Annotated in this window: 27 protein-coding genes; 18 read left to right on the top strand and 9 right to left on the bottom strand. The window is 72.9% G+C overall.

Annotated elements, in window-relative coordinates:
• Nucleotides 1-122: 122 nt before the first annotated feature.
• Nucleotides 123-551: an ATP-binding protein gene (locus ACIQNU_RS30820; RefSeq protein WP_401372651.1), complete on the top strand. Its 429-nt coding sequence runs from the start codon at nt 123-125 to the stop codon at nt 549-551.
• A 56-nt stretch (nt 552-607) separates the two neighbouring features.
• Here the strand turns inward: ACIQNU_RS30820 and ACIQNU_RS30815 are convergent, their stop codons facing one another.
• The 3 genes from ACIQNU_RS30815 to ACIQNU_RS30805 are packed head-to-tail and all read right to left on the bottom strand — an operon-like array spanning nt 608 to nt 2,243.
• Nucleotides 608-964, bottom strand: a complete 357-nt coding sequence (locus ACIQNU_RS30815) for an Asp23/Gls24 family envelope stress response protein (RefSeq protein ID WP_401372649.1) — start codon at nt 962-964, stop codon at nt 608-610.
• Nucleotides 961-1,632, bottom strand: a complete 672-nt coding sequence (locus ACIQNU_RS30810) for a hypothetical protein (protein WP_401372647.1) — start codon at nt 1,630-1,632, stop codon at nt 961-963. The genes ACIQNU_RS30815 and ACIQNU_RS30810 overlap by 4 nt, the downstream gene beginning before the upstream one ends.
• Nucleotides 1,623-2,243 (bottom strand): RNA polymerase sigma factor, encoded by a 621-nt coding sequence (locus tag ACIQNU_RS30805; RefSeq protein WP_401372645.1) that lies wholly within the window; start codon nt 2,241-2,243, stop codon nt 1,623-1,625. Before ACIQNU_RS30805 ends, ACIQNU_RS30810 begins: the two co-directional genes overlap by 10 nt.
• Before the next feature lie 209 nt (nt 2,244-2,452).
• Between ACIQNU_RS30805 and ACIQNU_RS30800 the strand changes: the two genes are divergently transcribed.
• The 6 genes from ACIQNU_RS30800 to ACIQNU_RS30775 all read left to right on the top strand — a co-directional run bounded on the left by ACIQNU_RS30800 (nt 2,453) and on the right by ACIQNU_RS30775 (nt 6,155).
• Entirely contained in the window at nt 2,453-2,983 is a 531-nt protein-coding gene (locus ACIQNU_RS30800; protein ID WP_401372644.1) for an Asp23/Gls24 family envelope stress response protein, read from the top strand.
• 48 nt (nt 2,984-3,031) lie between these two features.
• Nucleotides 3,032-3,214, top strand: a complete 183-nt coding sequence (locus tag ACIQNU_RS30795; RefSeq protein ID WP_401372642.1) for a hypothetical protein — start codon at nt 3,032-3,034, stop codon at nt 3,212-3,214.
• Nucleotides 3,214-4,098 carry a DUF6286 domain-containing protein gene (locus tag ACIQNU_RS30790; protein ID WP_401372640.1) on the top strand — a complete coding sequence of 295 codons (885 nt, stop codon included), beginning with the start codon at nt 3,214-3,216 and terminating at the stop codon, nt 4,096-4,098. The genes ACIQNU_RS30795 and ACIQNU_RS30790 overlap by 1 nt, the downstream gene beginning before the upstream one ends.
• On the top strand, nt 4,095-4,691 hold the full coding sequence (gene amaP / locus ACIQNU_RS30785; RefSeq protein WP_401372638.1) for an alkaline shock response membrane anchor protein AmaP: 597 nt from the start codon (nt 4,095-4,097) through the stop codon (nt 4,689-4,691). Before ACIQNU_RS30790 ends, amaP begins: the two co-directional genes overlap by 4 nt.
• 193 nt (nt 4,692-4,884) lie before the next feature.
• The gene (gene sigK / locus ACIQNU_RS30780) at nt 4,885-5,409 is read left to right on the top strand and encodes an ECF RNA polymerase sigma factor SigK (RefSeq protein ID WP_401372851.1); all 525 of its coding nucleotides are present in this window, start codon (nt 4,885-4,887) and stop codon (nt 5,407-5,409) included.
• Nucleotides 5,406-6,155 (top strand): anti-sigma factor domain-containing protein, encoded by a 750-nt coding sequence (locus ACIQNU_RS30775; RefSeq protein ID WP_401372636.1) that lies wholly within the window; start codon nt 5,406-5,408, stop codon nt 6,153-6,155. Before sigK ends, ACIQNU_RS30775 begins: the two co-directional genes overlap by 4 nt.
• A 55-nt stretch (nt 6,156-6,210) precedes the next feature.
• Here the strand turns inward: ACIQNU_RS30775 and ACIQNU_RS30770 are convergent, their stop codons facing one another.
• Together ACIQNU_RS30770 and ACIQNU_RS30765 are read right to left on the bottom strand one after the other, a co-directional pair.
• Nucleotides 6,211-6,858: an MBL fold metallo-hydrolase gene (locus ACIQNU_RS30770; RefSeq protein ID WP_401372635.1), complete on the bottom strand. Its 648-nt coding sequence runs from the start codon at nt 6,856-6,858 to the stop codon at nt 6,211-6,213.
• Nucleotides 6,858-7,946 carry an S-(hydroxymethyl)mycothiol dehydrogenase gene (locus ACIQNU_RS30765; protein WP_401372633.1) on the bottom strand — a complete coding sequence of 363 codons (1,089 nt, stop codon included), beginning with the start codon at nt 7,944-7,946 and terminating at the stop codon, nt 6,858-6,860. Before ACIQNU_RS30765 ends, ACIQNU_RS30770 begins: the two co-directional genes overlap by 1 nt.
• A gap of 228 nt (nt 7,947-8,174) precedes the next feature.
• On the opposite strand from ACIQNU_RS30765, the gene ACIQNU_RS30760 reads away from it, so the two are divergent.
• Nucleotides 8,175-8,981 carry an ABC transporter permease gene (locus tag ACIQNU_RS30760; protein ID WP_401372849.1) on the top strand — a complete coding sequence of 269 codons (807 nt, stop codon included), beginning with the start codon at nt 8,175-8,177 and terminating at the stop codon, nt 8,979-8,981.
• An 85-nt stretch (nt 8,982-9,066) separates the two neighbouring features.
• Nucleotides 9,067-10,149, top strand: coding sequence for a hypothetical protein (locus ACIQNU_RS30755; RefSeq protein ID WP_401372632.1), 1,083 nt, complete (start codon nt 9,067-9,069; stop codon nt 10,147-10,149).
• A gap of 73 nt (nt 10,150-10,222) precedes the next feature.
• Here the strand turns inward: ACIQNU_RS30755 and asnB are convergent, their stop codons facing one another.
• A complete protein-coding gene (gene asnB, locus ACIQNU_RS30750; protein WP_401372630.1) occupies nt 10,223-12,064 on the bottom strand; it encodes an asparagine synthase (glutamine-hydrolyzing) in 1,842 nt (613 codons plus the stop codon).
• Nucleotides 12,065-12,420: 356 nt separating this feature from the next.
• A complete protein-coding gene (locus ACIQNU_RS30745; RefSeq protein WP_401372628.1) occupies nt 12,421-13,686 on the bottom strand; it encodes an alpha/beta hydrolase in 1,266 nt (421 codons plus the stop codon).
• A 189-nt stretch (nt 13,687-13,875) separates the two neighbouring features.
• On the opposite strand from ACIQNU_RS30745, the gene ACIQNU_RS30740 reads away from it, so the two are divergent.
• The 5 genes from ACIQNU_RS30740 to ACIQNU_RS30720 all read left to right on the top strand — a co-directional run bounded on the left by ACIQNU_RS30740 (nt 13,876) and on the right by ACIQNU_RS30720 (nt 19,608).
• Nucleotides 13,876-15,627 (top strand): phosphatidylglycerol lysyltransferase domain-containing protein, encoded by a 1,752-nt coding sequence (locus ACIQNU_RS30740; RefSeq protein WP_401372626.1) that lies wholly within the window; start codon nt 13,876-13,878, stop codon nt 15,625-15,627.
• Nucleotides 15,628-15,702: 75 nt separating this feature from the next.
• A complete protein-coding gene (locus ACIQNU_RS30735) occupies nt 15,703-17,250 on the top strand; it encodes an ATP-dependent DNA ligase (RefSeq protein ID WP_401372624.1) in 1,548 nt (515 codons plus the stop codon).
• Nucleotides 17,247-17,744 (top strand): NUDIX domain-containing protein, encoded by a 498-nt coding sequence (locus tag ACIQNU_RS30730; RefSeq protein ID WP_401372623.1) that lies wholly within the window; start codon nt 17,247-17,249, stop codon nt 17,742-17,744. The genes ACIQNU_RS30735 and ACIQNU_RS30730 overlap by 4 nt, the downstream gene beginning before the upstream one ends.
• Before the next feature lie 108 nt (nt 17,745-17,852).
• Nucleotides 17,853-19,244 carry an NADP-dependent succinic semialdehyde dehydrogenase gene (locus tag ACIQNU_RS30725; protein WP_401372621.1) on the top strand — a complete coding sequence of 464 codons (1,392 nt, stop codon included), beginning with the start codon at nt 17,853-17,855 and terminating at the stop codon, nt 19,242-19,244.
• Between the two features lie 103 nt (nt 19,245-19,347).
• Nucleotides 19,348-19,608: a DUF6213 family protein gene (locus ACIQNU_RS30720; RefSeq protein WP_401372619.1), complete on the top strand. Its 261-nt coding sequence runs from the start codon at nt 19,348-19,350 to the stop codon at nt 19,606-19,608.
• Nucleotides 19,609-19,631: 23 nt separating this feature from the next.
• On the opposite strand, the gene ACIQNU_RS30715 is transcribed toward ACIQNU_RS30720, so the two are convergent.
• Complete coding sequence (locus ACIQNU_RS30715; RefSeq protein WP_401372617.1) at nt 19,632-20,315, bottom strand: transcriptional regulator; 684 nt, start codon at nt 20,313-20,315, stop codon at nt 19,632-19,634.
• Between the two features lie 179 nt (nt 20,316-20,494).
• On the opposite strand from ACIQNU_RS30715, the gene ACIQNU_RS30710 reads away from it, so the two are divergent.
• From ACIQNU_RS30710 to ACIQNU_RS30695, 4 genes are all read left to right on the top strand, one after another.
• Nucleotides 20,495-20,974 (top strand): DUF3574 domain-containing protein, encoded by a 480-nt coding sequence (locus tag ACIQNU_RS30710; protein WP_401372616.1) that lies wholly within the window; start codon nt 20,495-20,497, stop codon nt 20,972-20,974.
• 145 nt (nt 20,975-21,119) lie between these two features.
• Nucleotides 21,120-22,223, top strand: coding sequence for a type III polyketide synthase (locus ACIQNU_RS30705; protein ID WP_401372614.1), 1,104 nt, complete (start codon nt 21,120-21,122; stop codon nt 22,221-22,223).
• Between the two features lie 96 nt (nt 22,224-22,319).
• Nucleotides 22,320-23,543 (top strand): cytochrome P450, encoded by a 1,224-nt coding sequence (locus ACIQNU_RS30700; RefSeq protein ID WP_401372612.1) that lies wholly within the window; start codon nt 22,320-22,322, stop codon nt 23,541-23,543.
• A gap of 19 nt (nt 23,544-23,562) precedes the next feature.
• Nucleotides 23,563-24,141: a cupin domain-containing protein gene (locus tag ACIQNU_RS30695; RefSeq protein ID WP_401372610.1), complete on the top strand. Its 579-nt coding sequence runs from the start codon at nt 23,563-23,565 to the stop codon at nt 24,139-24,141.
• Here the strand turns inward: ACIQNU_RS30695 and ACIQNU_RS30690 are convergent.
• On the bottom strand, nt 24,121-25,353 hold the full coding sequence (locus tag ACIQNU_RS30690; protein WP_401372608.1) for an acyl-CoA dehydrogenase family protein: 1,233 nt from the start codon (nt 25,351-25,353) through the stop codon (nt 24,121-24,123). The genes ACIQNU_RS30695 and ACIQNU_RS30690 overlap by 21 nt on opposite strands.
• Nucleotides 25,354-25,529: the final 176 nt, after the last annotated feature.

Below are 25,529 nucleotides of genomic sequence, written 5' to 3'. Positions count from 1 at the left end.
TGACCTGCGATCGGCTTGGCGATCAGGCGCAGCGGGCATGGGGCCTGTTACGGGACGAACGGGGTGCCCGGCACAGGCGGGCGCGAGAGTGACCGCCGTCCCGGGCGAGGGGAGTGGTGATCATGCGCGCGCATCTGCGCGGCGGACGGCGCACGGCACGCGTCGAGTTCCTTCTTCCGCACGGCTCCGCGTCGGCGGGCCGCGCCAGGCGGCTCACCAGGGAGTTCCTCGGCGACGGCCCGTGCGGCGCGCCGGACGCGGGGGGCACGTCCGAGCGGGTGCGGGACGCCCAGCTCGTGGTGTCGGAGCTGGTGGCCAACGCGACCCGGGTGGGCAGCAGCCACTGCCGGCTGAGCCTCCGCGTCGACGCGGACGAGTTCACGGTCGAGGTGCACGACGACAGCCCGGACCGGCCGGTGCTGCACGCGCCGTCGGCGACCGCCGAGTCGGGCCGGGGCATCGCCCTGGTGCACGCGCTGTCCCGCCGGTGGAGCGTGGTCGGCGACGGACAGGGCGGCAAGACCGTGCGAGCGGTGCTCTCGCTGAACTGAACCGCGTCCGAACCGCGTCCGAACCGCGTCGTCCGAGGGCGACCGCGGCCCACCGGTCAGAGCGTCCCGGTCACCGTCACCCGTACGGTGACCGTCACCCGCTCGTCCTCGCCGGACAGGGTGTCCCGCGCCGCCGCCCCGGCCGCGTCCCGTACGGCGCGGGTCACATCGACCACGCGGTGCCCCGGCAGGGTCGTCAGCTTGATGTCGACGCGCCAGCCGCTCCGGTCCGCCGTGGGTACGGCACGGACGCCGGATACCGGCTCGGGGCGGCCCGTGGCCCGTGCGATCCGGGCGGTCGTGCCGCCCAGCAGACCGCTCAGCCCCGGCCGCAGATAGGCCACTCCCGGCACCTCGCGTGCGGCGTCGGCAACGGCCTCCTCGACCGAGTGCCGCATGGTCTGCGCGTTCATCGTCCGTCCCCTCGGCCGTCGTCGTATTCGTAGTCGTAGCTGTCGCCGTCGTCATCGTCGTCCAGGAGGTCGACGACCTTCACGTCCACGCTCCGTACCTCCATGCCGAGGCGCCGCTGTGCCGCGTCGGTGACCCGGTCGCGTACGGCTTCGGCGACGTCCTGGAGGTTCCAGCGCAGGGAGACCAGTACCTCCAGGCGGACCCGCACCGGGCCGCGTACCCGGTCGGCGCCCGGTGTCACCGGCAGGACCTGGCAGCTTCCGGCGCGGACCCCGGGCAGCGCGTCGGCCGCCGCGCGGAACGTCTTCGCCGCCGCCGCCTCGACGATCCACAGGTCTTCTTCGTAGTCGCCGAGGGGCAGGGTGCGGCCGGGCCGCAGTTCTAGGCGGACGATGTCCATGACCCGGGCCGTGAACAGGTCGGCGTCCGGCCCGGCACCGCTGTCGGCCGCCGCTTCGTCGGTCGTGCGCGCGTGCTGCACGAGCCGGTCGAGCGCGGTCAGCTCCCGGAGCGCCGCCGAGCAGTACGGGCAGTCCCGCAGATGCGGGTCCCGGTCGGCCTCGGGGGTGTCGTGGACCGCCCAGATCGACTCCAGGGACCGGCCGCAGGCCAGGATCTCGTCGTCGGCCACACCGTCGGGCGGCCCCGGGTTCGCGTTCAACGCCATGCTCCCATCGCCTCCGTCAGTGCGCGCCTGGCCCGGAAGATCCGGCCGCGGACGGCCTGCTGACTGATCCCGACCGCTTCCGCGATCTCCTCGTACGACTGACTGTGCAGCTCGCGCAGCACCCAGCAGGCCCGCTGTTCCGGCGAGAGGTCGCCGAGGGCGACGGCCAGGTCCCGCATCGCCTCGTGCGCCTCGGCGACCCGCACCGGTGACCCCTCGTGCTCGGGCGCGGCCGGCTCGGGGACGGCGTCGAGGCGGGCGGCGGGGCGGCGGGCGCGCAGCACGTTGAGACAGCGATTGGTGACGATCCGGTACATCCAGGTACGGAACGCGGCGTCGCCCCGGTACTCGGGCAGCCGGCGCCAGGCGCTGACGAAGGCGTCCTGCACGGCGTCCTCGGCCTCCGCGCGGTCACCGAGCACCCGGGTCGCCAGATTCAGCAGCAGCGGGCCGTGCCGGCGCACCAGGGCCTCGAACGCGTCCTCGTCGCCCTCGCGCGCGCGGACGGCCAGGACGCTGTCGTCCGGCTCCGCCGCGCGGGGCGGGTCGGGCGCGTGTCCCGACGGTTCGGTGGCGTCGCTGCCGTTCCCGTCGCTGCCGTTCCCTGGCAATCGCTCGCTCCTCCGTGCTGGGCGCGGTACGCGGCTGTGCGCGCCGTCCGTCCTGCTGTCCGCATAGGACACCGGGCGGCGCGCGTCGTCACGGAAGATCTCTCCCCGATCGGCGTGACACATGCGCCACCACCCGTGTCCAACGCTCGACAGGACGACAGCGCAAGCGACGTCGCCATGCGACACGGGAGAGAACGGGAGAGATCGGCATGACCACTCAGGAAGTCTCCAATGCCAAGGCTCCCGCCGCGACCGCGCGGAGCGCGGCGCGCGCGGAGCACTCGACCACGCGCTCGACCACCCACTCGACCACGCTCCGTGGCGGAAAGACCGGCCACGAGGAGCCGGCCGCCTCGCGCGGCAGGACGTCGATCGCGGACATCGTGGTCGTGAAGGTCGCCGGTATGGCCGCACGCGAGATTCCCGGCGTGCACGACATGGGCGGCAGCATCTCCCGCACCTTCGGCGCGGTCCGCGACCGGGTGCCGGTCGGCGGGACCGGTGTCGGCCGGGGCGTCAAGGTCGAGGTCGGCGAGCGTCAGGCGGCGATCGACATCGACGTCGTCGTGGAGTACGGCGTGCCCCTGACGGAGGTCGCGCGGGACGTGCGCGAGAACGTCATCGAGTCCGTCGAGCGGATCACGGGCCTTGAGGTCGTCGAGGTCAACATCGCGTTCAACGACGTCCATCTGCCCGGTGAGGACGACGACGAGTCCGCGTCCGAGGCGCGGGTCGCGTAGCCCGACGCAGGCACCACAAGCAGGTACCCCCACTCCGAGAGGTTGACGATGAACAGAGCAGTGCTGGGTCTCCTGGTGGGGATGGCCCTGGCGTTCGCAGGGTGGTTCGGCGGCTTCGGCGCGTTCCTCCTGGTGGCCGCCCTGGGCGCGGTCGGCTTCGCGGTGGGGCATCTGCTGGACCGTGACATCGACCCGCGTGACCTCCTCGCGCCGCGCGGCGGGCGACGGTGATGGAACCGCCGGCGGATCGCGGTGCGACGAGGATCGCGGACCGGGCGGTGCGCCGTATCGCCGAACGGGCCGCGACGGAGACCGCCGCCGTCCCGGTCGGCGAGGAGCCCCGGGCCGAGGTGGTCCGGCGGGGTGGTTCGGCCCGTCTCCGCCTGGACGTGGGGCTCGGATATCCGGCCGATCTGCCGGGCGCCGGCGACCGGGTCGGGCGCCATGTCACGGACCGGACGGCGGAGTTGACCGGTCTTGAGGTGCCCGGCACCCGGGTCACGATCACGCGGCTCGGCGCGCCGGAACCCGCCGCCCCGGCCGTCCCTCCGGCGGACGAGCCCGCTCGCACGCGCAGGCCCTGGTCGGACCGGCGGCTGCCCGCGGGGCTCGTCGCGCTGTCGGCGGCGGTGGCCTGCGGGCTGTTCCTGACCGACTTCGCCCTCGTCCGCGCGGGCCGTTCCGCCGCCGCCTGGCGGGTCGGCGCCCTCGACCGGATCTCGGCGGTCCACCTGGTCGACCCGTGGGTGTGGGGCGTGGGGGCGGCGGTCGCGGTCCTCGGGCTGTGGCTGGTCGCGCTGGCGCTCACGCCGGGCGCGCGGCGGCATCTGCCGCTGACGGTGCCCGGACCCGGCACCGCGGCGACCCTGGACCGCGCGGCCCTCGGTCTGCTGCTGCGGGACGCGGTCCTCGCGGTGTCCGGCGTCTCGGCGGTCCGGCTGCGGACGCGCCGCCGATCGGTGCGGCTGCGGGTCACGGCCGCGTTCGGCGATCCGGCGTCCGTACGCGAGGCCGTGGATCTGGCGGTCGGCGAGGCGCTACGGGGATGCGGGCTGCTGAGACCGCCCCGGGTACGGGTGCGGATGGTGCGGGACGCGCGGGGGTGGGTCGGATGAGGCCGTCCCGAGGCCCGGTCAACCGGGTGCTGCTCGGACTGCTGGGCGCCGGACTCGTCGTGGGCGGCGGCTGGGTCGCCGTGACCGCGCTGGTCGAACGGGGTGACGTGGGATTCGGGCTGCCCGGCTGGTGGCCCACGCCCGACGCGGGCGCCCGGCTCCTGGACCGTGACTCCTTGTCCCGGATGCAGGGGTACGGGTGGTGGGTGCCCGTCGTGTTCGCCGTGTCGGCGGTGCTGTTCCTGGCGTTCGTGTGGTGGTTCCTCGCCCAGACGAGGACCCGGCGGCAACGGAACCTGACCCTGCCGGCACCGGAGGTACGGCTCCGCACCCGGGCGCTGGCCCGTGCCGTGGAGGCGGACGCCGACCGGCTCCCGGAGGTGTCCGGCAGCCGGGCCCGTATCGACAGCACCCGGGCGCGCCCCCGCGTGACGCTGACCGTGGACCTGGAGCCCCGCGCGGAACCGGCCGGCGTCCTGCGTGCTCTGGTCGCGGGTCCCGTCGAGCGGGCCCGGACGGCGACCGGGGCGGACCGGGTGGACACGGTGGTGCGCTTCCGCAACCCCAGGCACCGCGCGGGCCGCGTCGAGTGAGGGTCCGCCGCTCCGTGAGGGTCCGCCGGGTGACGGACCCTCACGACACATCGGTGGACCGGCCGACCAATCCGGGACCGCCGCGGCTCCGAACACCTTTCGTGGCCCGCGAACGTCCTGGAGGATCGCCCGAGTGGAAGAAGCCGCGCGCATCGGCGCGCCCGACACGTCCAGACCGGATCTGCAAGAGCTGATGGCGCTGGTGGCCCGGGGCGACCACGCGGCCTTCGCCCAGGTGTACGACGCGGTCTGCGGGCCGGTCCTCGGCCTGGTCCGCACCGTCCTGCGGGACCCGGCCCAGTCCGAGGAGGTCACCCAGGAGGTGCTGGTCGAACTGTGGCGTACGGCGGCCCGGTACCGCCCGTCACGCGGCAGTGCGATGACCTGGGTGCTGACCCTCGCCCACCGCCGAGCGGTGGACCGCGTCCGCTCGGCGCAGGCGGCCGGTGAACGCGAACGCAGAGCGGCGCTCCTGGCCCGGACACCGGCGTACGACCAGGTCGTCGAGCAGGTCGAGGCCCGCCTGGAGCGTGAGCAGGTACGGCGCTGTCTGCGCGGCCTCACCGAACTCCAGCGCCAGTCCGTGACGTTGGCGTACTACCAGGGGCTGACGTACCGCGAGGTCGCGGAGTTGCTGGCGGTGCCGCTCGGCACCGTCAAGACGCGGCTGCGGGACGGTCTGATCCGGCTGCGGGACTGTCTCGGGGTGGGCGCGTGAACGAGGTCGATCCGCACACTCTGACCGGCGCCTACGCGCTGAACGCCCTGCCCGGCGACGAACGGGACGCGTTCGAGCGGCACTTGGGCGGGTGTGCCGCCTGTGCGCGCGAGGTGGGCGAACTGTCCGCGACGGCGGCGCGCCTCGGGCTCGCCGTGTCGGTGACACCGCCGCCCGCGATGAAGGACCACGTGCTGCGGCGGGTCGGCGCGATCCGCCAGGAGCCGCCGCGCTCGGGCCGGGGGGTCAGGGGCGCACCCGGGCGCCGCCGCCGGATGTCCCGGTTCGCGCTGGCCGCGTGTCTGGTGGCCGCCGCGCTCGGCGGGGTCGCCGTCTGGCAGCAGCGCCAGGCCGAGCAGGCCCGCCAGGAGGTACGGGCCGAACAGCGGCGCGCCGCCGGCCTCGCGGAGATCCTCGCGGCCCCGGACGCCCGTACCCGGTCCGGCGCGCTGGGCGGGCACGCGCGCGGCACGGTCGTCGTGTCGCTCCAGCGGGACAAGGCCGTGTTCGTGGCGTCGGGGCTGCCCGCGCCGCCGAGCGGGAAGGTGTACCAGCTCTGGTTCGCCGACGCCGGCGGCACGATGCGGCCGGCCGGGCTGATGGATCCGGGGCGGGCATCGGACGCGGTGCTGATGGACGGCGCGGTGGGCGAGGCGTCCGGCATGGGGGTGACGGTCGAGCCGGCCGGGGGCTCGGCGCGGCCGACGACGAAGCCGCTGACGCTGCTGGAGTTCCCGGCGGGGTGAGGCGCGGAGGGGCGGGTTCCCGGGAGGCGGCCACTGCCGCCTCCCCGGGGCGGCTTCAGTGTCCGCGCGCGATCCACTCCGCCAGATGGGGCGCCTCGTCCCCGATGGTCGTGCTGTCGCCGTGGCCCGTGCGGACGACCGTGTCGGGCGGCAGGGTGAGGAGCCGGTCCCGGATGGAGTCGACGATCGTCGGGAAGTCGCTGAAGGACCGCCCGGTGGCGCCGGGTCCGCCCGCGAAGAGGGTGTCCCCGGTGAACACGCTGCCCAGGTCCGGCGCGTACAGGCTGACGGCGCCCCGGCAGTGCCCCGGCGTGTGCAGTACGCGCAGCGCGGTGCCCGCCACGGTCAGCTCCTGGCCGTCGGCCAGCTCGCCGTCGGGCGCCCGGTCGGGGTGCGTGAGCCGCCACAGCTCCGCGTCGGCGGGGTGCAGCAGGATCGGCGCGCCGGTACGGTCGGCGAGGGCCGGGGCCGCGTCGATGTGGTCGTCGTGCGCGTGGGTGCACACGATCGCGGTGAGGCGGCGGTCGCCGACGGCGGCGGCGATGGCGTCCGCGTCATGGGCCGCGTCGATGACGACGCACTCGGTGTCGTCGCCCACGATCCACACGTTGTTGTCGACGTCCCAGGTGCCGCCGTCGAGCGAGAAGGTCCCCGAGGTGACGAGGTGGTCGATCCGGGCGGTGCCCTCGGTACGGGCGGCCATCAGAAGACCACCACCGAGCGCAGTACGTCACCCTGGTGCATCCGCGCGAACGCCTGCTCGACCTCGTCGAGCGCGATGGTCTCGGTGACGAAGGCGTCCAGGTCGAGGCGGCCCTGGAGGTACAGGTCGATCAGCATCGGGAAGTCACGCGACGGCAGACAGTCGCCGTACCAGGACGACTTGAGGGAGCCGCCCCGGCCGAAGACGTCGAGCAGCGGCAGGTCGAGCCGCATCTCGGGCGTGGGGACACCGACCAGGACGACGGTGCCGGCGAGGTCGCGCGCGTAGAACGCCTGCTCGTACGTCTCGGGCCGGCCGACCGCCTCGATGACGACGTCCGCGCCGAAGCCGCCGGTCAGCTCGCGGATGCCCTCGACCGCGTCCGCCGAGCGGGAGTTGACGGTGTGCGTGGCGCCGAGGCCGCGCGCGGTCTCCAGCTTCCGGTCGTCGATGTCGACGGCGATGATCTTCGCGGCGCCGGCCAGTCGCGCGCCGACGACGGCGGCGTTGCCGACACCGCCGCAGCCGATGACCGCGACGGAGTCGCCGCGGCCGACGTTGCCGGTGTTGATCGCGGCGCCCAGGCCGGCCATCACCCCGCAGCCGAGGAGTCCGGCGGCGGCCGGGGACGCGGCGGGGTCGACCTTGGTGCACTGTCCGGCGGCGACGAGGGTCTTCTCGGCGAAGGCTCCGATGCCGAGGGCCGGGGAGAGTTCGGTGCCGTCCTCCAGGGTCATCTTCTGTCGGGCGTTGTGCGTGTCGAAGCAGTACCAGGGGCGTCCGCGCAGACAGGCGCGGCACTGGCCGCAGACGGCGCGCCAGTTGAGGATCACGAAGTCACCGGGGGCGACCTCGCTGACGCCCGCGCCGACCGACTCGACGATGCCCGCCGCCTCGTGGCCGAGGAGGAAGGGGAAGTCGTCGTTGATACCGCCCTCGCGGTAGTGCAGATCGGTGTGGCAGACCCCGCACGCCTGGATCCTGACCACCGCTTCACCCGGACCCGGGTCGGGCACCAGGATCGTCTCGATCCGGACCGGCTCGCCCTTCGCCCGCGCGATCACGCCCCGCACCTGCTGCGTCGCCATGTCTGCCTGCCTCTTTCCTGTCACGCCGTTCGGCCTGCACCGTCCCCAGGAGCGTACGGTCCCGGTCGCGGCGGGGACACCGTGGCTCACGGGACGGCGCATCCGTAACGGCGCCCAGTCCACCGGCGGGCCCAGGTCCCGTCGTCCTAGGGTTGCCGGGTGCGCCCTCTCGTATCCCCCTCTCCCCTCGACTCCCCCGGGGCCCCGCTCCCGTACCACGCGGCGCAGGTGCTGCTCCCGGTGAACGCGGGGCTGGCCGTGGCGCTCGGGGTGCTGCTGCTGATCGCGGCGGCGACGGCCGCCGTGTTCCATCTGTCGTCCGACGGGTCGAACCGCAGGGCCCGGGACATGCTCGTCGCGGGCGCCCGTGCCGCCGCTCAACTCGCCGTCGTGTCCCTGGCGATCGGCTGGGTCGTCCAGCACATCGCGGCGACGCTCGGGTTCCTGCTGCTGATGTTCGCGGTCGCCACCCGTACCGCCGGGCGCCGGGTGACGGCCAACCGGACCTGGTGGTGGGCGGTGGTGCCCGTCGCCGGGCCGGTGGTCCCGGTGGTGGCCGGGCTGGTCCTGGCCGGGCTGCTGCCGGTGCGCGGGATCGCGATGATCCCGGTCACCGGCATCCTCATCGGGGGCGCGCTGACCGCGACCGTGCTGGGTGGCCGCAGGGCCCTGGACGAACTGCACGCCCGTGCCGGTGAGGTGGAGGCGTGTCTGGCGCTCGGGTTCCTGGAGCGGGACGCCCGGCTGGAGATCATCCGCCCGGCGGCATCGGACGCGCTGCTGCCGGGCCTGGACCAGACCCGCACGGTGGGCCTGGTGACCCTGCCCGGCGCGTTCGTCGGCATGCTCCTGGGCGGTGCGTCGCCGGTGATGGCGGGTGCGGTGCAACTGTTCGTGCTGATCGCGCTGATGGCGGTGCAGGCGGTGGCGGTGGCCGTCACGGTGGAGCTGGTGGCCCGGGGACGGCTCAACCGGGATGTCGGCATCGTCGACGGCCCTGCTGGGGCTGCCGGTCCCCCACGTCAGGCGTCCTGAGGCGCCGCGGTCCCCGGGGGCGGAACCATTGGGTCGTCCCGTTCGTGGTAGGAGCGGGGACGGATTCGGATGTGAGGGGGGCGTCATGGCGGTCGGTTCGGCGCGGATCGACGGGAACAGTCTGTTGCTCGGGCGGGTGCGGGTCCGGTTCATCCGGACGCTGCGGCTGCCGGAGTCCGGTACGCATCCGCTGCCCCCGGGGCTCGGTGAGTTCCCGGTGCGCCGGGTCGAGGACTATCCGGACACGGTGCCCGCGGAGTGGCGGGCGCGGGGCGGTGTCATGCTCCCGGTGTTCCTGCGTGAGGCGATGTGGCTGAGCTTCGGCGGCACCACCGAACCCTCGGCGCTCCAGGTCGGCGTGGGCAAGGTGTGCGCCGTCTCGGGCGAGCCGTGGACCGGCACCCTGGCGCGGAAGCCGCAGAACTATGTGGTGCTGCCCCGCCAGCCCTGGCTCGACGGCATCAACTCCGGCAAGGGCACGGTCCGTCAGTTCGTCGCCGTCCCCCTCGGTCTGGGTGCCACGGTCGAGGGCCAGGTGACGGGCGAGGAGACCTGGGGCGGCGTACAGCTCCAGGCGTTCCCGCTCGGACCCGACGCCCACCACGCCTGGCGTGCGGAGCAGGAGGTTCTGGCGCGGCGCAGACAGTCCATGGGCCCGCAGCAGGGGTACGGTGCCGCGTTCCCGCTCTCGGCCCAGGCCATGGGCCCTCCCCCCGCACCGGGCGGAGCGCTCCCGGTACCGGGCGGAGCGCCGCGCGCGCCGGGTGCGGCGCCGCGCTCGGCGCCCGCGATGGGGCTCGGCGCGGGAGGCCGGATGCGGCAGGAGGTCTACCGCGACGACCGCGCCCTGACGGACTGGGCGGCCGAGCCGTCGGCCCGTACGTTCGTGCATCTGGTGACCCCGCCCGAGTGGCGCCGGATCACCGGGGAGCAGGCGCCCCCGTCCCCGGTCGACCGTGCCGCGTACACCCGCGCGGGGCTGCCGTGGTTCGACTACTACGACGAGGACGGCACCGACCTCGCGCCCTCCGGACCGCTGAGCGGTGTGAAGCCGGTCGGTGACTGGCTCGGCGACGACCACGAGCCGTGGCAGCCGCCCGCCCCGGGCCAGGTGAAGCCGCTGGGCGACGCGGGCCCCGGCCGCCCGGTCGAGGACGGACAGTGGTGAGGCCCGGAGGCGTAAGGGGTCGTAGGGGTCGTAGCGGTCGTAGAGGTCGTAGGGATCGTCCTCGTCGGACGGGTCAGCTCAGCACCAGTTCGGGCCGGTAGATGTCCAGCCACAGCGCGAGATCGAGGGTCCGCTCCAGGCCCCGCCGAGACCCCTGGTCGACGCTCGGCTCCGTCCGCTCGGCGGCACCGCGCACCCGGTCCGGGTCGACCAGGTCGAAGACCGGGTGCGAGGGCCGGGTCAGCAGCTCCTTGACATGGCCCTGGAGCGCGACGGCGTAGGCGGGGTCCTGCGTCGACGGGTAGGGGCTCTTGACCCTGTCGTACACGGACCGGGGCAGCAGATCGGCGGTCGCCTCGCGCAGCAGGCTCTTCTCCCTGCCGTCGAAGGACTTGAGGGACCAGGGCGCGTTGTAGACGTACTCGACGAGCCGGTGGTCGCAGTACGGCACCCGGACCTCCAGGCCGACCGCCATGCTCGTACGGTCCTTGCGGTCGAGCAGCACCCGCACGAACCGGGTCAGATGCAGATGGCAGATCCGCCGCATCCGGTACTCGAAGTCGCTCTCGCCGTCGAGGCGGCGGATCCCGGCGACGGCACTCGCGTAGCTGTCCCGGACGTATCCGGGGATGTCGAGGTGCTGCCTCAGGTCGGACCGCAGGACGTCCGTCGCGTCACCCGCCTGCGGTACGCGCCCCACCAGCCACGGGAAGGTGTCGGCGCGCCGGGCCCGCTCGTCGAAGAACTGGAGGTAGCCGCCGAAGACCTCGTCGGCGGATTCGCCGGACAGGGCGACGGTGGAGTGTTCGCGGATCGCGCGGAAGAGCAGGAGCAGCGAGGCGTCCATGTCGCCGAAGCCCGCCGGCAGGTCGCGGGCCCGGACCACCTGGGCGCGGACCTCGGGGTCGGCGAGCGCGTGCGAGCCGAGGACGATGTCCTGGTGTGCGGTGCCGGAGGCGCGGGCGACGTCGTGCACGAAGGGGGTGTCGGGGGTCTGGCGGAAGTCGTCGGCGACGAAGTGTTCGGTCTGGCCGACGAAGTCGACGGCGAAGCTGCGGACCTTCTCGCCGTGCTCGGCGAGTTGCCGGGCGGCGAGCGCGGTCATCGCCGATGAGTCGAGGCCGCCGGAGAGCAGGGTGCAGCGGGGCACGTCGGCGACGAGTTGCCGGCGGACGATGTCGTCGAGGAGCGAGCGGACGGTGGCGATGGTCGTGTCGCGGTCGTCGAGGTGCGGCCGGGTGGGCAGCTCCCAGTAGACGCGGCGGTGGAGACCGGCGCGGTCGACGGTGACGACGGTGCCGGGTTCGACCTCGCGCATGCCGTCCCACACGGCGTGGCCGGGCGTCTTGACGAAGGCGAACAGCTCGCGGAATCCGTCGAGGGTGACCCGGGGCCTGACCAACGGGTTGGCGAGGATCGCCTTGGGCTCGGAGCCGAACAGGACGCCGTCGGAGGTCGGGTGGTAGGAGAAGGGCTTGATGCCCATGCGGTCGCGGATCATCACGAGCCGGTCGTGGCGGCCGTCCCAGACGGCGAAGGCGTACATGCCGTTGAGGCGTTCGGCGAGCCGGTCGCCCCACTCCAGATAGCCGCGCAGGACGACTTCGGTGTCGGATTCGGTGGTGAACCGGTGGCCGTGACCGGTCAGTTCCCTACGCAGTTCGGTGAAGTTGTAGGTCTCGCCGGAGTAGACGAGCGCGACGGTGCCGTCGGGTGTCGCGGCGGTCATCGGCTGGCGCCCGCCGGGCAGGTCGATGATGGCGAGCCGGCGATGGCCGAGCGCGGCGGGCCCTTCGATCCAGGTGCCCCGGTCATCGGGCCCGCGGCAGGCCATCGTCTCCGTCATCGCATCCACGGTGCCTGCCGCGGCCCGCAGGTCACGGTCGAAGGAGACCCAGCCGGTGATGCCGCACATATGCGTCCTCCCGCGTCCGCTGCCCCGTCCGTACCCGTACCGGCCTGGCGTTCTCCAGCCGTGAGCGACGGCCGGACGGAAACAAGCTGTATCCAGCATCTACATCACGAGCGTGTGTCATGCGGGACCCGCGGTCAACGCGGCCGTAACCCGGACGGCGGCGCCACCCGACCGGTTTCGGCCCCTGCGGGCCGCTGCACGGAGACCCCCCGGCCGGGCCGGACCCGGGCCACCTGGGCCCGCGCCACCCGGCCGGGGGTACGGATCGCCGCGAATCGGCCACCGGCAAAGTCTTCATCAACGCCGGTCACGTACACGCAAAGGCTCTCAGCGGGCCCCCTCGACGCGCCCGTGCCTTACTGCGTGACCTTGCCCGGCTCGGTCGCCGGCGGTGGCGTCGCCTTCGCCTCCGCCGTCTTGCCCTTGGCGGGCGGCTTCGGCTTGTTGGGCGTGGTGTCCTGCGGGAAGGTGAGCTGACCGCTCATCCACTGGAGGGCGGGCCCGATCTCCCGGCGCCAGGTGGTGAAGTGATGGCTGCCCCGGTCGAGGATGATCTTCGCCGAGACCATCGGGGGCTTCACGGCGGCGAGGAACTTCAGGGTGTCGCCGTAGTCGTTCTCGCCCTGCTTGCTGCTGGCGAGCAGGACCGAGATGCGCGGCTGCGGCAGGTTCTTCAGCCGCCAGATCAGGTCGTGGCCCTGCCTGCGGCCCTCGGCCCCCGGACCGTTGCCGAAGAGGTTTCCGGTGGTGAGGTCGTTGCCGACCTGGTAGTCCGCCGAGAGGGCCGCCGCCGAGGTGTACACGCCCGGGTGACGCATCGCCAGTTGCAGGGCGCAGGTGCCGCCCGACGAGTAGCCGAGCGCGCCCCACGCGCTGGGGTCGTGGCCCACGCGATAGGTCCGCTTCAGCGCCTCGGGCAGATCCTTCACGAAGTACGTCTCCGCCTGCGGGCCGCCCGGCACGTCCACGCACTCGGTGTCGCGGGGCGGTGCGATGGTCGGCCGGAGCATCACGATCACCGTGGGCTGCATCTTGTCGGCACGCAGCAGTCCGGCCGCGGTCTGCGGGACCCGGAGGTGCTGGGCGAGGTTCATGATGCCGCCGGGGTAGCCGCTGATCGCGACGATCACGGGGAAGCGCTGGCGGTGGAACTGCTTCTGGAAGTACTGCGGCGGCAGATACACGAAGGCCGGGTTGATCGCCCGTGACCTGCGCCCGGTGATGCGTACGGACTCGACGCGCCCCACCTTGTCGGCGGGCCCGCGCGGCAGGTCCTTGATGGTGTCGAGCCCCTGCGGCCCGGCGGGCTGCACCAGACCACCGGACACCGCACCGACGGTGGAGTACGGGCCCTTGGCACCGAGATTGGTGACCTGCGCGGGCGCCTTGTCGACATGGCCGAGCAGCTCGTTCCAGGAACCGTAGAACTCGAAGTTCGTGTTGATCGCGAGAGCGAAGGCGCACAGCACGGCCGTCTGGGTGACGGCGATGGTGCCGAGCCTGCCGGCGACCGTCAGCGGCCCCGTCTTCGCCAGACGTGGCCACAGCCACGCGGTGAGCGCCACACACGCCACGGCGATCAGCACCACGGCGTATTCGAGTGCCCGACTCGTCAGGCCCATGTATCCCTCGACTTTCCGCCCCGTGAGGGGGAGTTCACTCGCGGTCCGGGCGCCGCACTGGCGACCGCCCGGTGTCGTTCACCGGAGAAGAGGCGGGGAAGAGGGCCGGGGTTTGCTCGTCATCCCGTTCTTACCCAGCTCCTGCCCGGCTCTTACTCCGCTGCCGCTCAGCGCTCGTACGCTGCCGCCGTGAGACAACGACCCGCGTCCTTGGCCGGTCACACCTGCCTGATCATCGGGCTCGCCGACATCGTGTCCGCCGTGGTGCCGCGGATACGCGAAGGCCGGTTCGAGAACATCGCGCTCTATGTGCCGGGGCTCGCCGACGACGTCGCCCGAGCCGGTTCCCTGGCCGCCGGAATCCTTCTGGTGATGCTCGCCGGAGGGCTTCGCCGCCGTAAACAGCGCGCCTGGCAGGCCGCCGTCGTGCTGCTCGCGCTGAGCGCCGTGCTGCAAGGGGTACGCCATCACGCGCTGGTGCCCGCCGCCGTGTCCGCCGCGCTGTGCGTCACCCTGGTGGCCGAACGGCGGCAGTTCCGTGCCCTGGGCGATCCGCGCACCCGCAGCCGCGCGCTGTGGAACCTCCTCGTCCTCGGCGCTTGCAGCACCGGACTCGGCCTGGCCGTCGTCGGCGTGCGCGCCGGTGACGAGGCCGGCCACGGCATCAGCCTCATGGACCGGCTGCGCCAAGTGGCGTACGGCCTCTTCGGCATGCGCGGCCCCATCGTCTACGAGAGCGACCGGGCCGCGGACCTCGTGTACTTCTCGCTGCTCGCGCTCGGCCTGGTCACGGCGGTGACCACCGCCTATCTGGCGCTGCGGCCGGTCCCCTCGCGCGCCGGGGACGGCGGCGACCGGCTGCACGCGCTGCTCGCGAAGGAGGGCCGGCGGGATTCGCTGGGCTACTTCGCGCTGCGCCGGGACAAGAGCGTGCTGTTCTCGCCGACCGGCAAGGCGGCCATCGCCTACCGGGTGGTGTCGGGCGTCGCCGTGGCGGGCGGTGATCCGATCGGGGACATCGAGGCGTGGCCCGGCGCGATCAAGGAGTTCCTGGCCGAGTGCGCGCTGCACGCCTGGACGCCCGCGGTGATGGGGTGCAGCGAGGTCGGCGGTCAGGTGTGGACCCGCGAAGGGGGCCTCAGGGCGCTGGAGCTGGGCGACGAAGCGATCGTCGACACCGCCGCGTTCAGCCTCGGCGGGCGCTCCATGCGCAATGTGCGCCAGATGGTCAACCGCATCGAACGCGGCGGCTACAGCTGCCGGGTGCGGCGGATGCGGGAGCTGTCCGACGAGGAGAAGCGGCGGCTGCGGGAGGCCGCGGCGGCCTGGCGGGGCAGCGCGACGGAGCGTGGTTTCTCCATGGCGCTCGGCCGGTTCGGCGACCCCGACGACGGGGACTGCGTCGTCGTCACCGCCCACCAGACCGACGACGGCGGGCAGGAGCGCGTACGGGCCCTGCTGCACTTCGTGCCCTGGGGCGACGACGGCCTGTCGCTCGACCTGATGCGCCGCGACCGTACGGCGGAGCCCGGCCTGAACGAGCTGCTGATCGTGGCGGCGCTGCGGGCCGCGCCGGGTCTCGGCGTCGACCGGGTCTCGCTCAACTTCGCGGTGTTCCGGGCGGCGCTCGCACGGGGCGAGCGGATCGGCGCGGGGCCCGTCCTCCGGATCTGGCGCGGGCTGCTGATCTTCCTGTCGCGCTGGTTCCAGATCGAGTCGCTGTACCGCTTCAACGCCAAGTTCCAGCCGGTGTGGGAGCCACGGTTCGTCGTGTACCCGAGCGCGCGGGACCTGCCGCGGATCGGCTGGGCGTGCCTCCAGGCCGAGGCGTTCGTGGTGCTGCCGCGCCCGGCGGAGCGGCTGCGTCAGCTGGTACGGGGCGGTGCGTGGCGGGGCGAAGGGCCGGCGCCGGAGCCTCGGTCGGCGCCCCTCAGCCCGTGACCGCGATCGGCGCGCCTGAGCCCGCGACCGCGAGGGCGGCTCGCGGATCCGGCGGGCCCGCCGGAGGATGGCGGCATGCTGCTTGTCCGGCTCGCCCATGTGTCACGGGACGTCGCCGCCACCTCGGCACGGTCCCGGAAGATCGCCCTGCTCGCCGAGCTGTTCCGCGACGCCGCCCCGGACGACGTGCCGATCGTCATCCCGTACCTCGCGGGCCGCGTCCCGCAGGGCCGGCTCGGTGTCGGCTGGAGCGCGCTGCGCGAGAGGGTGGCGCCCGCCGCCGAGCCGTCGCTGACCGTCCAGCGGGTCGACGCGGCGCTCACGGAGCTGGGCGCGGTGTCCGGCGCCGGGTCGCAGGCCGAACGCAAGCGGCTGGTGGGCGCGTTGATGGGCGCGGCCACCGAGGACGAGCAGCGCTTCCTGTTCGGGCTGCTCACCGGCGAGGTACGGCAGGGCGCCCTGGACGCCGTCGCGATGGAGGGCCTGGCGTTGGCCACCGGCGCCGAGCCGGACGCGGTGCGCCGCGCGGTGATGCTCGCCGGATCGCTGCAGACCGTGGCGCAGGCGCTGCTCGCCGACGGGCCGCCCGCCCTGGACACCTTCCGGCTCACCGTCGGGCGGCCCGTCCTTCCGATGCTGGCGCAGAGCGCGCCGTCCGTCGGTGACGCGCTCGACAAGGCGGGTCCGTGCGCGGTCGAGGAGAAGCTCGACGGCATCCGGGTCCAGGTGCACCGCGACGGCGACCGGATCCGCGCGTACACCCGTACCCTCGACGACATCACCCACCGGCTCCCCGAAGTCGTCGTCGCTGTACGGGAGTTGGCGGGTGACCGGTTCATCCTGGACGGTGAGGTGATCGCGCTCGGCGGCGACGGGCGGCCCCGGTCCTTCCAGGAGATCGCGGGCCGGGTCGGCTCCCGTGTCGACGTCCGGGCGGCGGCCGAGTCGCTGCCCCTGTCCCCCGTCTTCTTCGACGTGCTGTCCTCCGGCGACCGCGACCTGCTCGACCTGCCGTTCGCCGAGCGGCACGCGGAGCTGGCGCGTCTGGTACCCGAGCCGATGCGGGTGCGCCGGGCGGTGGTGGCCGACCCGGCCGATCCGGTGGGGCGGGCCACCGCCGAGGCGTTCCTCGCCGCCACCCTGGACCGGGGCCACGAGGGCGTCGTCGTCAAGGGTCTCGACGCGCCCTACAGCGCCGGGCGGCGCGGCGCGTCCTGGGTGAAGGTCAAGCCGGTGCACACGCTCGACCTGGTGGTCCTGGCCGCCGAGTGGGGCCACGGGCGGCGCACCGGCACGCTGTCCAACCTGCATCTGGGGGCGCGGCGGCCGGACGGCTCGTACGCGATGCTCGGCAAGACGTTCAAGGGGCTCACCGACAAGATGCTCGCCTGGCAGACCGGGCGGCTGCGGGAGCTGGCCGTCACCGACGACGGGTTCGTGGTGACGGTACGGCCCGAACTCGTCGTCGAGATCGCCTTCGACGGGCTCCAGCGCTCGACCCGCTACCCCGCCGGGGTCACCCTCCGCTTCGCCCGCGTGGTGCGCTACCGCGAGGACAAGACGCCCGAGCAGGCCGACACCGTCGAGACGGTGCTCGCCGTGGGGTCGGGTGCGGGGTCGTGACGGGCCGGCGCAGCGCGGGTCTCCTGCTGTTCCGGCGCTCGTCCGGCGGCCCCGAGGTGCTGCTCGGGCACATGGGCGGCCCGTTCTGGGCGCGCCGCGACCACGGCGCGTGGACCGTCCCGAAGGGCGAGTACGTGCCGCCCGAGGAGGCGTGGGACGCGGCGCGCCGGGAGTTCCAGGAGGAGCTGGGGCTCGCGCCGCCGGACTGCGATGCGCTGCCGCTCGGCGAGGTCCGGCAGGCGGGCGGCAAGACGGTCACCGTCTGGGCGGTCGAGGCCGACCTCGACCCGGCCGCCGTGGTGCCCGGCACCTTCACCATGGAGTGGCCGCCGCGCTCGGGCCGTACCGGTACCTTCCCCGAGCTGGACCGGGTCGCGTGGTACGGCCTGGCGGCGGCCCGCGAGGCGCTGGTCAAGGGGCAGGTGGAGTTCCTGGACCGGCTCGCGGACGCCCTCTCCGCCGACCCGCCGCCGGAAGGCGCCGACGGACCGTGAGGCCGTGAGCGCGCCGACACCGCGCGCCGACCCCCGGGCGCCCGTCGCCTTGCGTCGCTCCCCGCCCGGGGCGAAGGTCGGAGGACCGCGGCTCAGGAGGTCCTTGCCATGCCCATCGCGACGGTGAATCCGGCCACCGGCGAGACGGTCGCCACGTACGACGCCCTGGACGACCGGGACATCGAGCGGCGCGTCGCGACCGCGCGGTCCACGTTCGAGCACTACCGCACGGTCCCCCTGGACGAGCGGGCCCGGCTGCTGCGCGCCGCCGCCGATCTGCTCGACCACGACCGGGACGAGATCGCGAAGACCATGACCACCGAGATGGGCAAGCCGGTCGCGCAGGCCCGCGCGGAGGCCGCGAAGTGCGCGAAGGCGATGCGCTGGTACGCGGACCGCGCGCCGGCGCTCCTCGCGGACGAGCACCCGGCCGAGGCCGATGTGAAGGACTCCGGCGCCGTCCGCGCCCGGGTCGTGTACCGGCCGCTCGGTGTCGTCCTCGCGGTGATGCCGTGGAACTTCCCGCTCTGGCAGGTGGTGCGTTTCGCGGCGCCCGCGCTCATGGCGGGGAACGTCGGTCTGCTCAAGCACGCGTCGAACGTGCCGCAGACCGCCCTCTACCTGGAGGACCTGTTCGGGCGCGCCGGTTTCTTCGACGGCTGTTTCCAGACCCTGCTCATCGGGTCCCGCGCCGTCGAGGGCGTCCTGCGGGACCCCCGGGTCGCGGCGGCGACCCTCACCGGCAGCGAGCCCGCGGGCCGGGCGGTGGCGTCGGTCGCCGGGGACGAGGTCAAGAAGACCGTCCTCGAACTCGGCGGCAGCGACCCGTTCGTGGTGATGCCGTCGGCCGATGTCGACCGCGCGGCGCGGACGGCGGTGACGGCCCGGGTGCAGAACAACGGGCAGTCCTGCATCGCGGCCAAGCGGTTCATCGTCCACGAGGACGTGTTCGCGGCGTTCGCCGAGCGGTTCACGGCCGGGATGCGGGCCCTCAAGATCGGCGACCCGCTGGAGGAGTCCACCGATGTGGGCCCGCTCTCCACCGAGCGGGGCCGCGGCGACTTGGAGGAGTTGGTGGACGACGCGGTGGAGGCGGGGGCGACGGTGCTGTGCGGCGGGCAGCGTCCCGACGGTTTCCGCGACGGCTGGTACTACGAGCCGACCGTCCTCGCCGACGTCACGCCCGACATGCGCATCCACCACGAGGAGGCGTTCGGCCCGGTCGCCACGCTGTACCGGGTGGCGGACCTGGACGAGGCCGTCGCCCTCGCCAACGACTCACCGTTCGGCCTCAGCTCCAACGTATGGACCCGCGACGACACCGAGACCGACCGCTTCACCCGCGATCTGGAGGCCGGCGGGGTCTTCTTCAACGGCATGACGGCCTCGCACCCCGCGTTCCCGTTCGGCGGGGTCAAACGTTCCGGCTACGGCAGGGAGCTGTCCGGCCACGGCATGCACGAGTTCTGCAACATCACCACGGTGTGGCAGGGCGCCTGACCGGCGTAGTGGGGTTACGCACCGCTCACGCGTCCGGGAGCTACCATCCACAAGTCGTCGTCCGCAGGGCCGACGCGATGGGTCCAGTGGCTCGGGAGGTTCTGTGGGTCGGGAAGTGACACCGCCTCTGATCATCGACAGCCATGGCCACTTGCATGTGGCGGCGGAAGATGTCAGCAAGCTGTTGCGCGCGGTCGGCAGCCACTGGCTGCGCATGGTGGACGCCGGGCGGCCCGACCTCGACGAGGACACGGTCGCCGCGCTCACCATCGAACTGGCCAAGCTCGCCGACCGTATCGACGTGGCGTGCATCGCCCACAGCAGCGCCACACCCGCGAAGACGGCACGGCGCCCGAAATCCTGAGGCACGGCAGACTCGGCGGCCTGTCAGAGGTCGGCCAAGGTGTCCCAGAACATCGCCTCGTACCCCTGGAGCAGCCGCCCGTGTGCGCGGGCCGTGCGCTCCGTCAGACGTCCCGACGCCAGGCCCGCCCGGACGGCATCGGTCGCGAGCCGGTCCAGGTCAGGTGCGGGTTCGGCGAAGAAGTCGAAGAATCCGCAGGCGGTGTCGGTGAGGCCGTAGTGCGCGCGCAGACCCCCGGCGATCGTGGCGCAGTAGCCGCCCCAGGCCGAGAAGTTCGCGGAGAGCGCGAGGACCGCGTCGGACGGCGCCGCGTTCAGGGCGAGCCATGCGACGTACGCCGGATACGCCTGGCAGCCCGCCAGCGGTTCGTACGCATCCGCCGCCGCCCTGTCCGCACCCAGCGCCGTGACCAGCGCGCCGAGCCGGTCCCCGGCCAGGGACTCGCCGGCCGCGAGCGCCGAGAAGAACGCGGCGCACTCAGGATCTTCGGCCGAACGGGTGACAAGGTGCTCGAAGGCGCGGCGGTCGGCGGGGATGACGTGCCGCTGCTCCAGGACGAGGGCGAGGAGGGCGGCGGGAGTGGCGGCGCCGCGTGCGACGAGGGGGACGAAGCGGTTGGCCGCCGGGTCGGGCGCCAGATCGGCCGTGGTGGAGCGGAGCAGATCCTCAGCCGTACGTGCGGTACTCGTGCCGGTCGTCCGCGCCATCCGTACACCCTTTCGGTCAGGGCGGCCCGGTCCCCGCCGTGGTCTTCTCAGCGTCTCACGCGTGGCGTGACCCGATCGGGCGGTTTGCCGGCCGACGGCGAGCCGACCGCTCCGCAGGGGGGTGCCGTGTTGCCAGAGTGAGCGGCGCCCGAACACACCCCACCAGGGAGGATCCCCCGATGCGGACCCTGAGCGCCCGTGCCCGCCTGCTCACCTCGACCGCGGCACTCGCCGCACTGGCCGCCGGTGTCCCCGCCGCGAGCGCGGCCCTGGACGACCGGTCCGCACCGCCGTCCAGCGCGCAGGGCGCCCCCGCCGCGCGGGGCAAGGCGTACGTCGAGACCCGGCTGTTCTTCGGCACCGAGCGCCCGGACGGCGGGCCCGCCGTCACGGACCGGCAGTTCATGGCGTTCATCGACACCAAGGTGACCCCGGAGTTCCCGGAAGGGCTCACGGTGCAGGACGGCCGCGGCCAGTGGCGGGACAGGCACGGCACCATCGAACGGGAGCGCTCGTACGAGCTGATCCTGCTCTACCCGGCCGCCGAGGCCCGCGCCCGCGACGCCCGGATCGAGCGCATCCGCACCGCATACGAACGCCAGTACGACCAGGACTCCGTGGCCAGGCTCGACGACGCGACCCGCGCGGACTTCGGCTGACGCTCCCGGGCAGACGCCCCGGCCGAAGGGCCGGGGCGCACGCTCCACCCCCCGGTCTGGAGTAACCCCGCGCGATATCCCGGTCGGTCCGGGAGATCGTGGGTGGAACACCCTTCAGCCGGGGGGCGAGAGAAGGCTCAGCAACATGGCGACTCTGTGCAGGCCCGCTGTATCCGTTCCGGAACACATCATCACCATGGAGGAGACACTCGCCCTGGCGAGTTCCCGCCATGCGGACCACCCTCAACTGCCGCTGGCATTGCGACTGATCAGGAACACCGGCGTCGAGAAGCGGCACATCGTGCAGCCGATCGAGGAGACGCTGAAGCACCCGGGGTTCGAGGACCGCAACAAGCTGTACGTGGCCGAGGCCAAGGCCCGGGTGCCCGCGGTGGTGCGTCGCGCGCTCGACGACGCCGATCTGAAGCCCTCTGACATCGATGTCATCATCTATGTCTCCTGCACGGGCTTCATGATGCCGTCGCTCACCGCATGGCTCATCAACGCCATGGACTTCCGCAGTGACACCCGCCAGATACCCATCGCCCAACTGGGCTGCGCGGCCGGCGGCGCGGCGATCAACCGCGCACACGACTTCTGCACCGCCTATCCGGAGGCGAACGCGCTCATCGTGGCCTGCGAGTTCTGCTCGCTGTGCTACCAGCCGACCGACCTCGGTATCGGCTCACTGCTCTCGAACGGGCTCTTCGGTGACGGTGTGGCCGCCGCCGTGGTGCGCGGACAGGGCGGCACCGGGATCCACCTGGAGCGCAACGGCTCCTATCTGATCCCCAAGACGGAGGAGTGGATCGCCTACGACGTGCGCGCCACCGGATTCCACTTCCTGCTCGACAAGCGGGTGCCCGCCACGATGGAGCCGCTGGCTCCGGCGCTCAAACAGCTCGCGAGCCTGCACGGCTGGGACGCGACCGACCTGGACTTCTACATCGTGCACGCGGGCGGTCCCCGGATCCTGGACGACCTCAGCAAGTTCCTTGAGGTGGATCCGGAGGCGTTCCGGTTCAGCAGGGCGACGCTCACCGAGTACGGGAACATCGCCAGCGCCGTCGTCCTGGACGCGCTGCGCCGCATGTTCGACGAGGGCGGCGCGGCCCACACCGCCCGCGGGCTCCTCGCCGGATTCGGCCCCGGGATCACCGCCGAGATGGCGCTCGGCCGCTGGGTGAACGCCGACGAGCCGCTGCCGCACCATCTGCGGGTCGCGCGGACTCCGGCACCGGCCCACTGAACCGCGCCGCCGCATCACCGCATCGCCGAAGGCCCGGCGCGGACCACCCGCGCCGGGCCCGGCTCCACCGATTCGACGAGGACGGACACCCTCCGCATGACCGACGAGATGACGACCGATGTCACTGCCACCCTGCCGCCCGTCAGGTTCTGGCCCGCGCTCGACCTGACGGCCGTGGATTTCGACCCCGTCCTCGCGGAGCTGATGCGCGAGGGTCCGGTCACCCGTATCGAACTGCCCAACGGCGAGGGCTGGGCCTGGCTGGTGACCCGCTACGACGATGTGCGCGCGGTGACCAACGACCCCCGGTTCAGCCGCGAGGCGGTCATGGGGCGGCCGGTGACCAGGCTCGCCCCGCACTTCATCCCGGTGGCGGGCGCGGTCGGCTTCGCGGACCCGCCCGACCACACCCGGCTGCGCCGCTCGGTCGCGGCGGCGTTCACGGCACGGGGCGTGGAGCGCGTACGGGCGAGGTCGCAGGAGTTGCTCGACGGGCTGGTGGACGAGTTGCTGCGGGACGGGCCGCCCGCCGATCTGACCGGGCGGATCCTCGCGCCGTTCCCGATCGCCGTGATCTGCGAGCTGATGGGCGTCCCGGCCGGGGACCGGGAGCGGATGCACTCCTGGACGGACCGGATCCTGTCCTCGTCGTACGGCGCCGAGGTCAGTGAGCGGGCCAAGGACGAGATGGTCGCGTACTTCACGGAACAGGTGCGGGAGCGGCGGGGCAGCAGCGCCGAGGACGTCGTGTCGCTGCTCGGCGCGGCGGTGGGCCGCGGTGAGCTGACCGAGGACGAGGCGGTGGGGCTCGCGCTGCTGATCCAGATCGGCGGCGAGGCCGTCACCAACAACAGCGGGCAGATGTTCTACCTCCTGCTGACCCGGCCCGCGCTGCGCGAACGCCTCGTGGCACAGCCGGAGTTGCGCTCGCAGGCCATCGACGAGCTGATCCGCTACATCCCGCACCGCAGCGCGGTGGGCCTGTCGCGGATCGCCATGGAGGACGTCGAGGTACGCGGGGTGCGGATCCGCGAGGGCGACGCGGTCTATGTGTCGTACCTGGCCGCGAACCGCGACCCGGACATCTTTCCCGATCCGGAGCGCATCGACTTCGACCGCAGCCCCAATCCGCATGTGTCGTTCGGCCATGGACCGCACTACTGCGTGGGCGGGATCCTCGCGAAGATGGAGTCCGAGCTGCTGGTGTCGACGCTGTTCGAGCGGCTGCCGGAGCTGCGGCTCGCGGTGCCGCCCGCCAAGGTGCCGTGGCGGCGCGGCGCCCTGATCCGGGGCCCCGAGGCTCTTCCGGTCACCTGGTGACCGGGCGGCAGGGGGTCCGATGACCGCGCTCACCCCGTCCGAGGGGCTGCTGGTGCCGCCGGGCCACGGCCGCAAAGTGCGCACCGCGGCCCAGGACGTCACCTTCAAGGTCACCGGTACGCACTCACGGATCGCGTCGAGTTTCGAGGTGGTCGTGCCGCCGGGGTTCGATGTCGGCGCCCATGTGCACACCCGCAGCGAGGAGCTGTTCTACGTCCTGGAGGGCGAGTTGGACGTGCTCGCCTTCGAGCCGCGGGTGCGCACCCCGGACCGCTGGCAGCGCTGGGAGTCGTCGTCGGGCACCCGGGTGGTACGGGCGACTCCGGGCACCGTGATCCTGGTGCCGCCCGGGTGCCCGCACGCCTTCGCGAATCCGACCGGGGCCCCGGCGAAGATGTTCTTCCAGGCGTCGCCGCCGCCCGATCACGAGCGGTACTTCGACGAACTCCTGGAGATCCTGTCGGCGGACGGTCCCCCGGACCACGACGCGATCGCCGCGCTGCGGGTGCGGTACGACATCGAGCAGTTGACGCCGCTGCGGCACGGGCACGACGGAGAGCCCGAGCCGGCCGTGCGGTCAGCGGATGGGCATCCCTGACAGGGTGCGCGCGATGACCAGGCGCTGGATCTCGCTCGTCCCCTCGAAGATGGTGTAGATGGCGGCGTCGCGGTGCATGCGCTCGACGGGGTACTCGCGGGTGAAGCCGTTGCCGCCGAGGATCTGCACGGCCTGGGCGGTGACCTCCTTGGCGGTCTCGCTGGCGAACAGCTTCGACATCGACCCTTCGGCCGAGGTGAACCGCTTGCCGCTGACGGCCATCCAGGAGGCCCGCCACACCAGCAGCCGCGAGGCGTCGATACGGGTGCGCATGTCGGCGAGCTGGAAGGCGATGCCCTGGTTGTCGATGATCGGGCGGCCGAACTGTTCCCTCGTCGTCGCGTAGTCGAGGGCGACCTCGTAGGCGGCGCGTGCGGTGCCGACGGCCATCGCGCCGACGGCGGGGCGTGACGCCTCGAAGGTGGCCATCGCCGCGTTCTTCACCCGCTCGCCACCGTCGGCCGCCCTGGCGCGCTCACGGGCGCGGGCCAGCCGCTCGTCCAGCTTCTCCTTGCCGCCGAGCAGACAGGAGCCGGGGACGCGTACGTCCTCCAGGACGACCTCGGCGGTGTGCGAGGCGCGGATGCCGTGCTTCTTGAACTTCTGTCCCTGTGAAAGGCCCCGGGTGCCGGGCGGGACGATGAAGGAGGCGTGGCCCTTGGAGCCGAGGTCGGGGTCGACGACGGCGACGACCACATGGACGTTGGCGATGCCGCCGTTGGTCGCCCAGGTCTTGGTGCCGTTCAAGACCCACTCGTCCTTGGCCTCGTCGTAGAGGGCGCGGGTGCGCATGGACGCCACGTCGGAACCGGCGTCGGGTTCGGACGAGCAGAACGCGGCCACCTTCACGTCGTTCTGGTCGCCGTACATCTGCGGGATCCAGGTGCCGATCTGTTCGTCGGTGCCGTTGGCGAGGACACCGACCGCGGCGAGACCGGTGCCGACTATGGACAGGGCGATGCCCGCGTCACCCCAGAACAGCTCCTCCATCGCCATCGGGATGCCGAGTCCGGTGGGGTCGAAGTACTGCTGGGCGTAGAAGTCGAGGGAATAGATGCCGACCTTCGCGGCTTCCTGGATGACGGGCCACGGGGTCTCCTCGCGCTCGTCCCACTCGGCGGCTGCGGGCCGGATCACATCGGCGGCGAATCCGTGGAGCCAGTCCCGCACCTCCCGCTGATCGCCGTTCAGCTCCATCGTGAATTCGGCCATGACCCCTCCAGCGCATGCGTCCACAGCAGATGTTACTTGCGGTAACAGTGAGTCTGTTACCGCCCGGTAGGGCCTGTCAACTCCGCCACGGGCCTTCTGATCCCGTTCTCGGTGCTTCCGACCGGGAGTGTTACGTTTCGCAGGCGTCAACGAGTCATCAGGGGTGGGGAGAGACC

The sequence above is a fragment of the Streptomyces sp. NPDC091292 genome, assembly GCF_044757265.1.
In the GTDB taxonomy this organism is placed as follows: domain Bacteria; phylum Actinomycetota; class Actinomycetes; order Streptomycetales; family Streptomycetaceae; genus Streptomyces.
The sequence above is the reverse complement of the archived record's forward strand: the minus strand, read 5'-3'. Positions and strand labels throughout refer to the sequence as shown.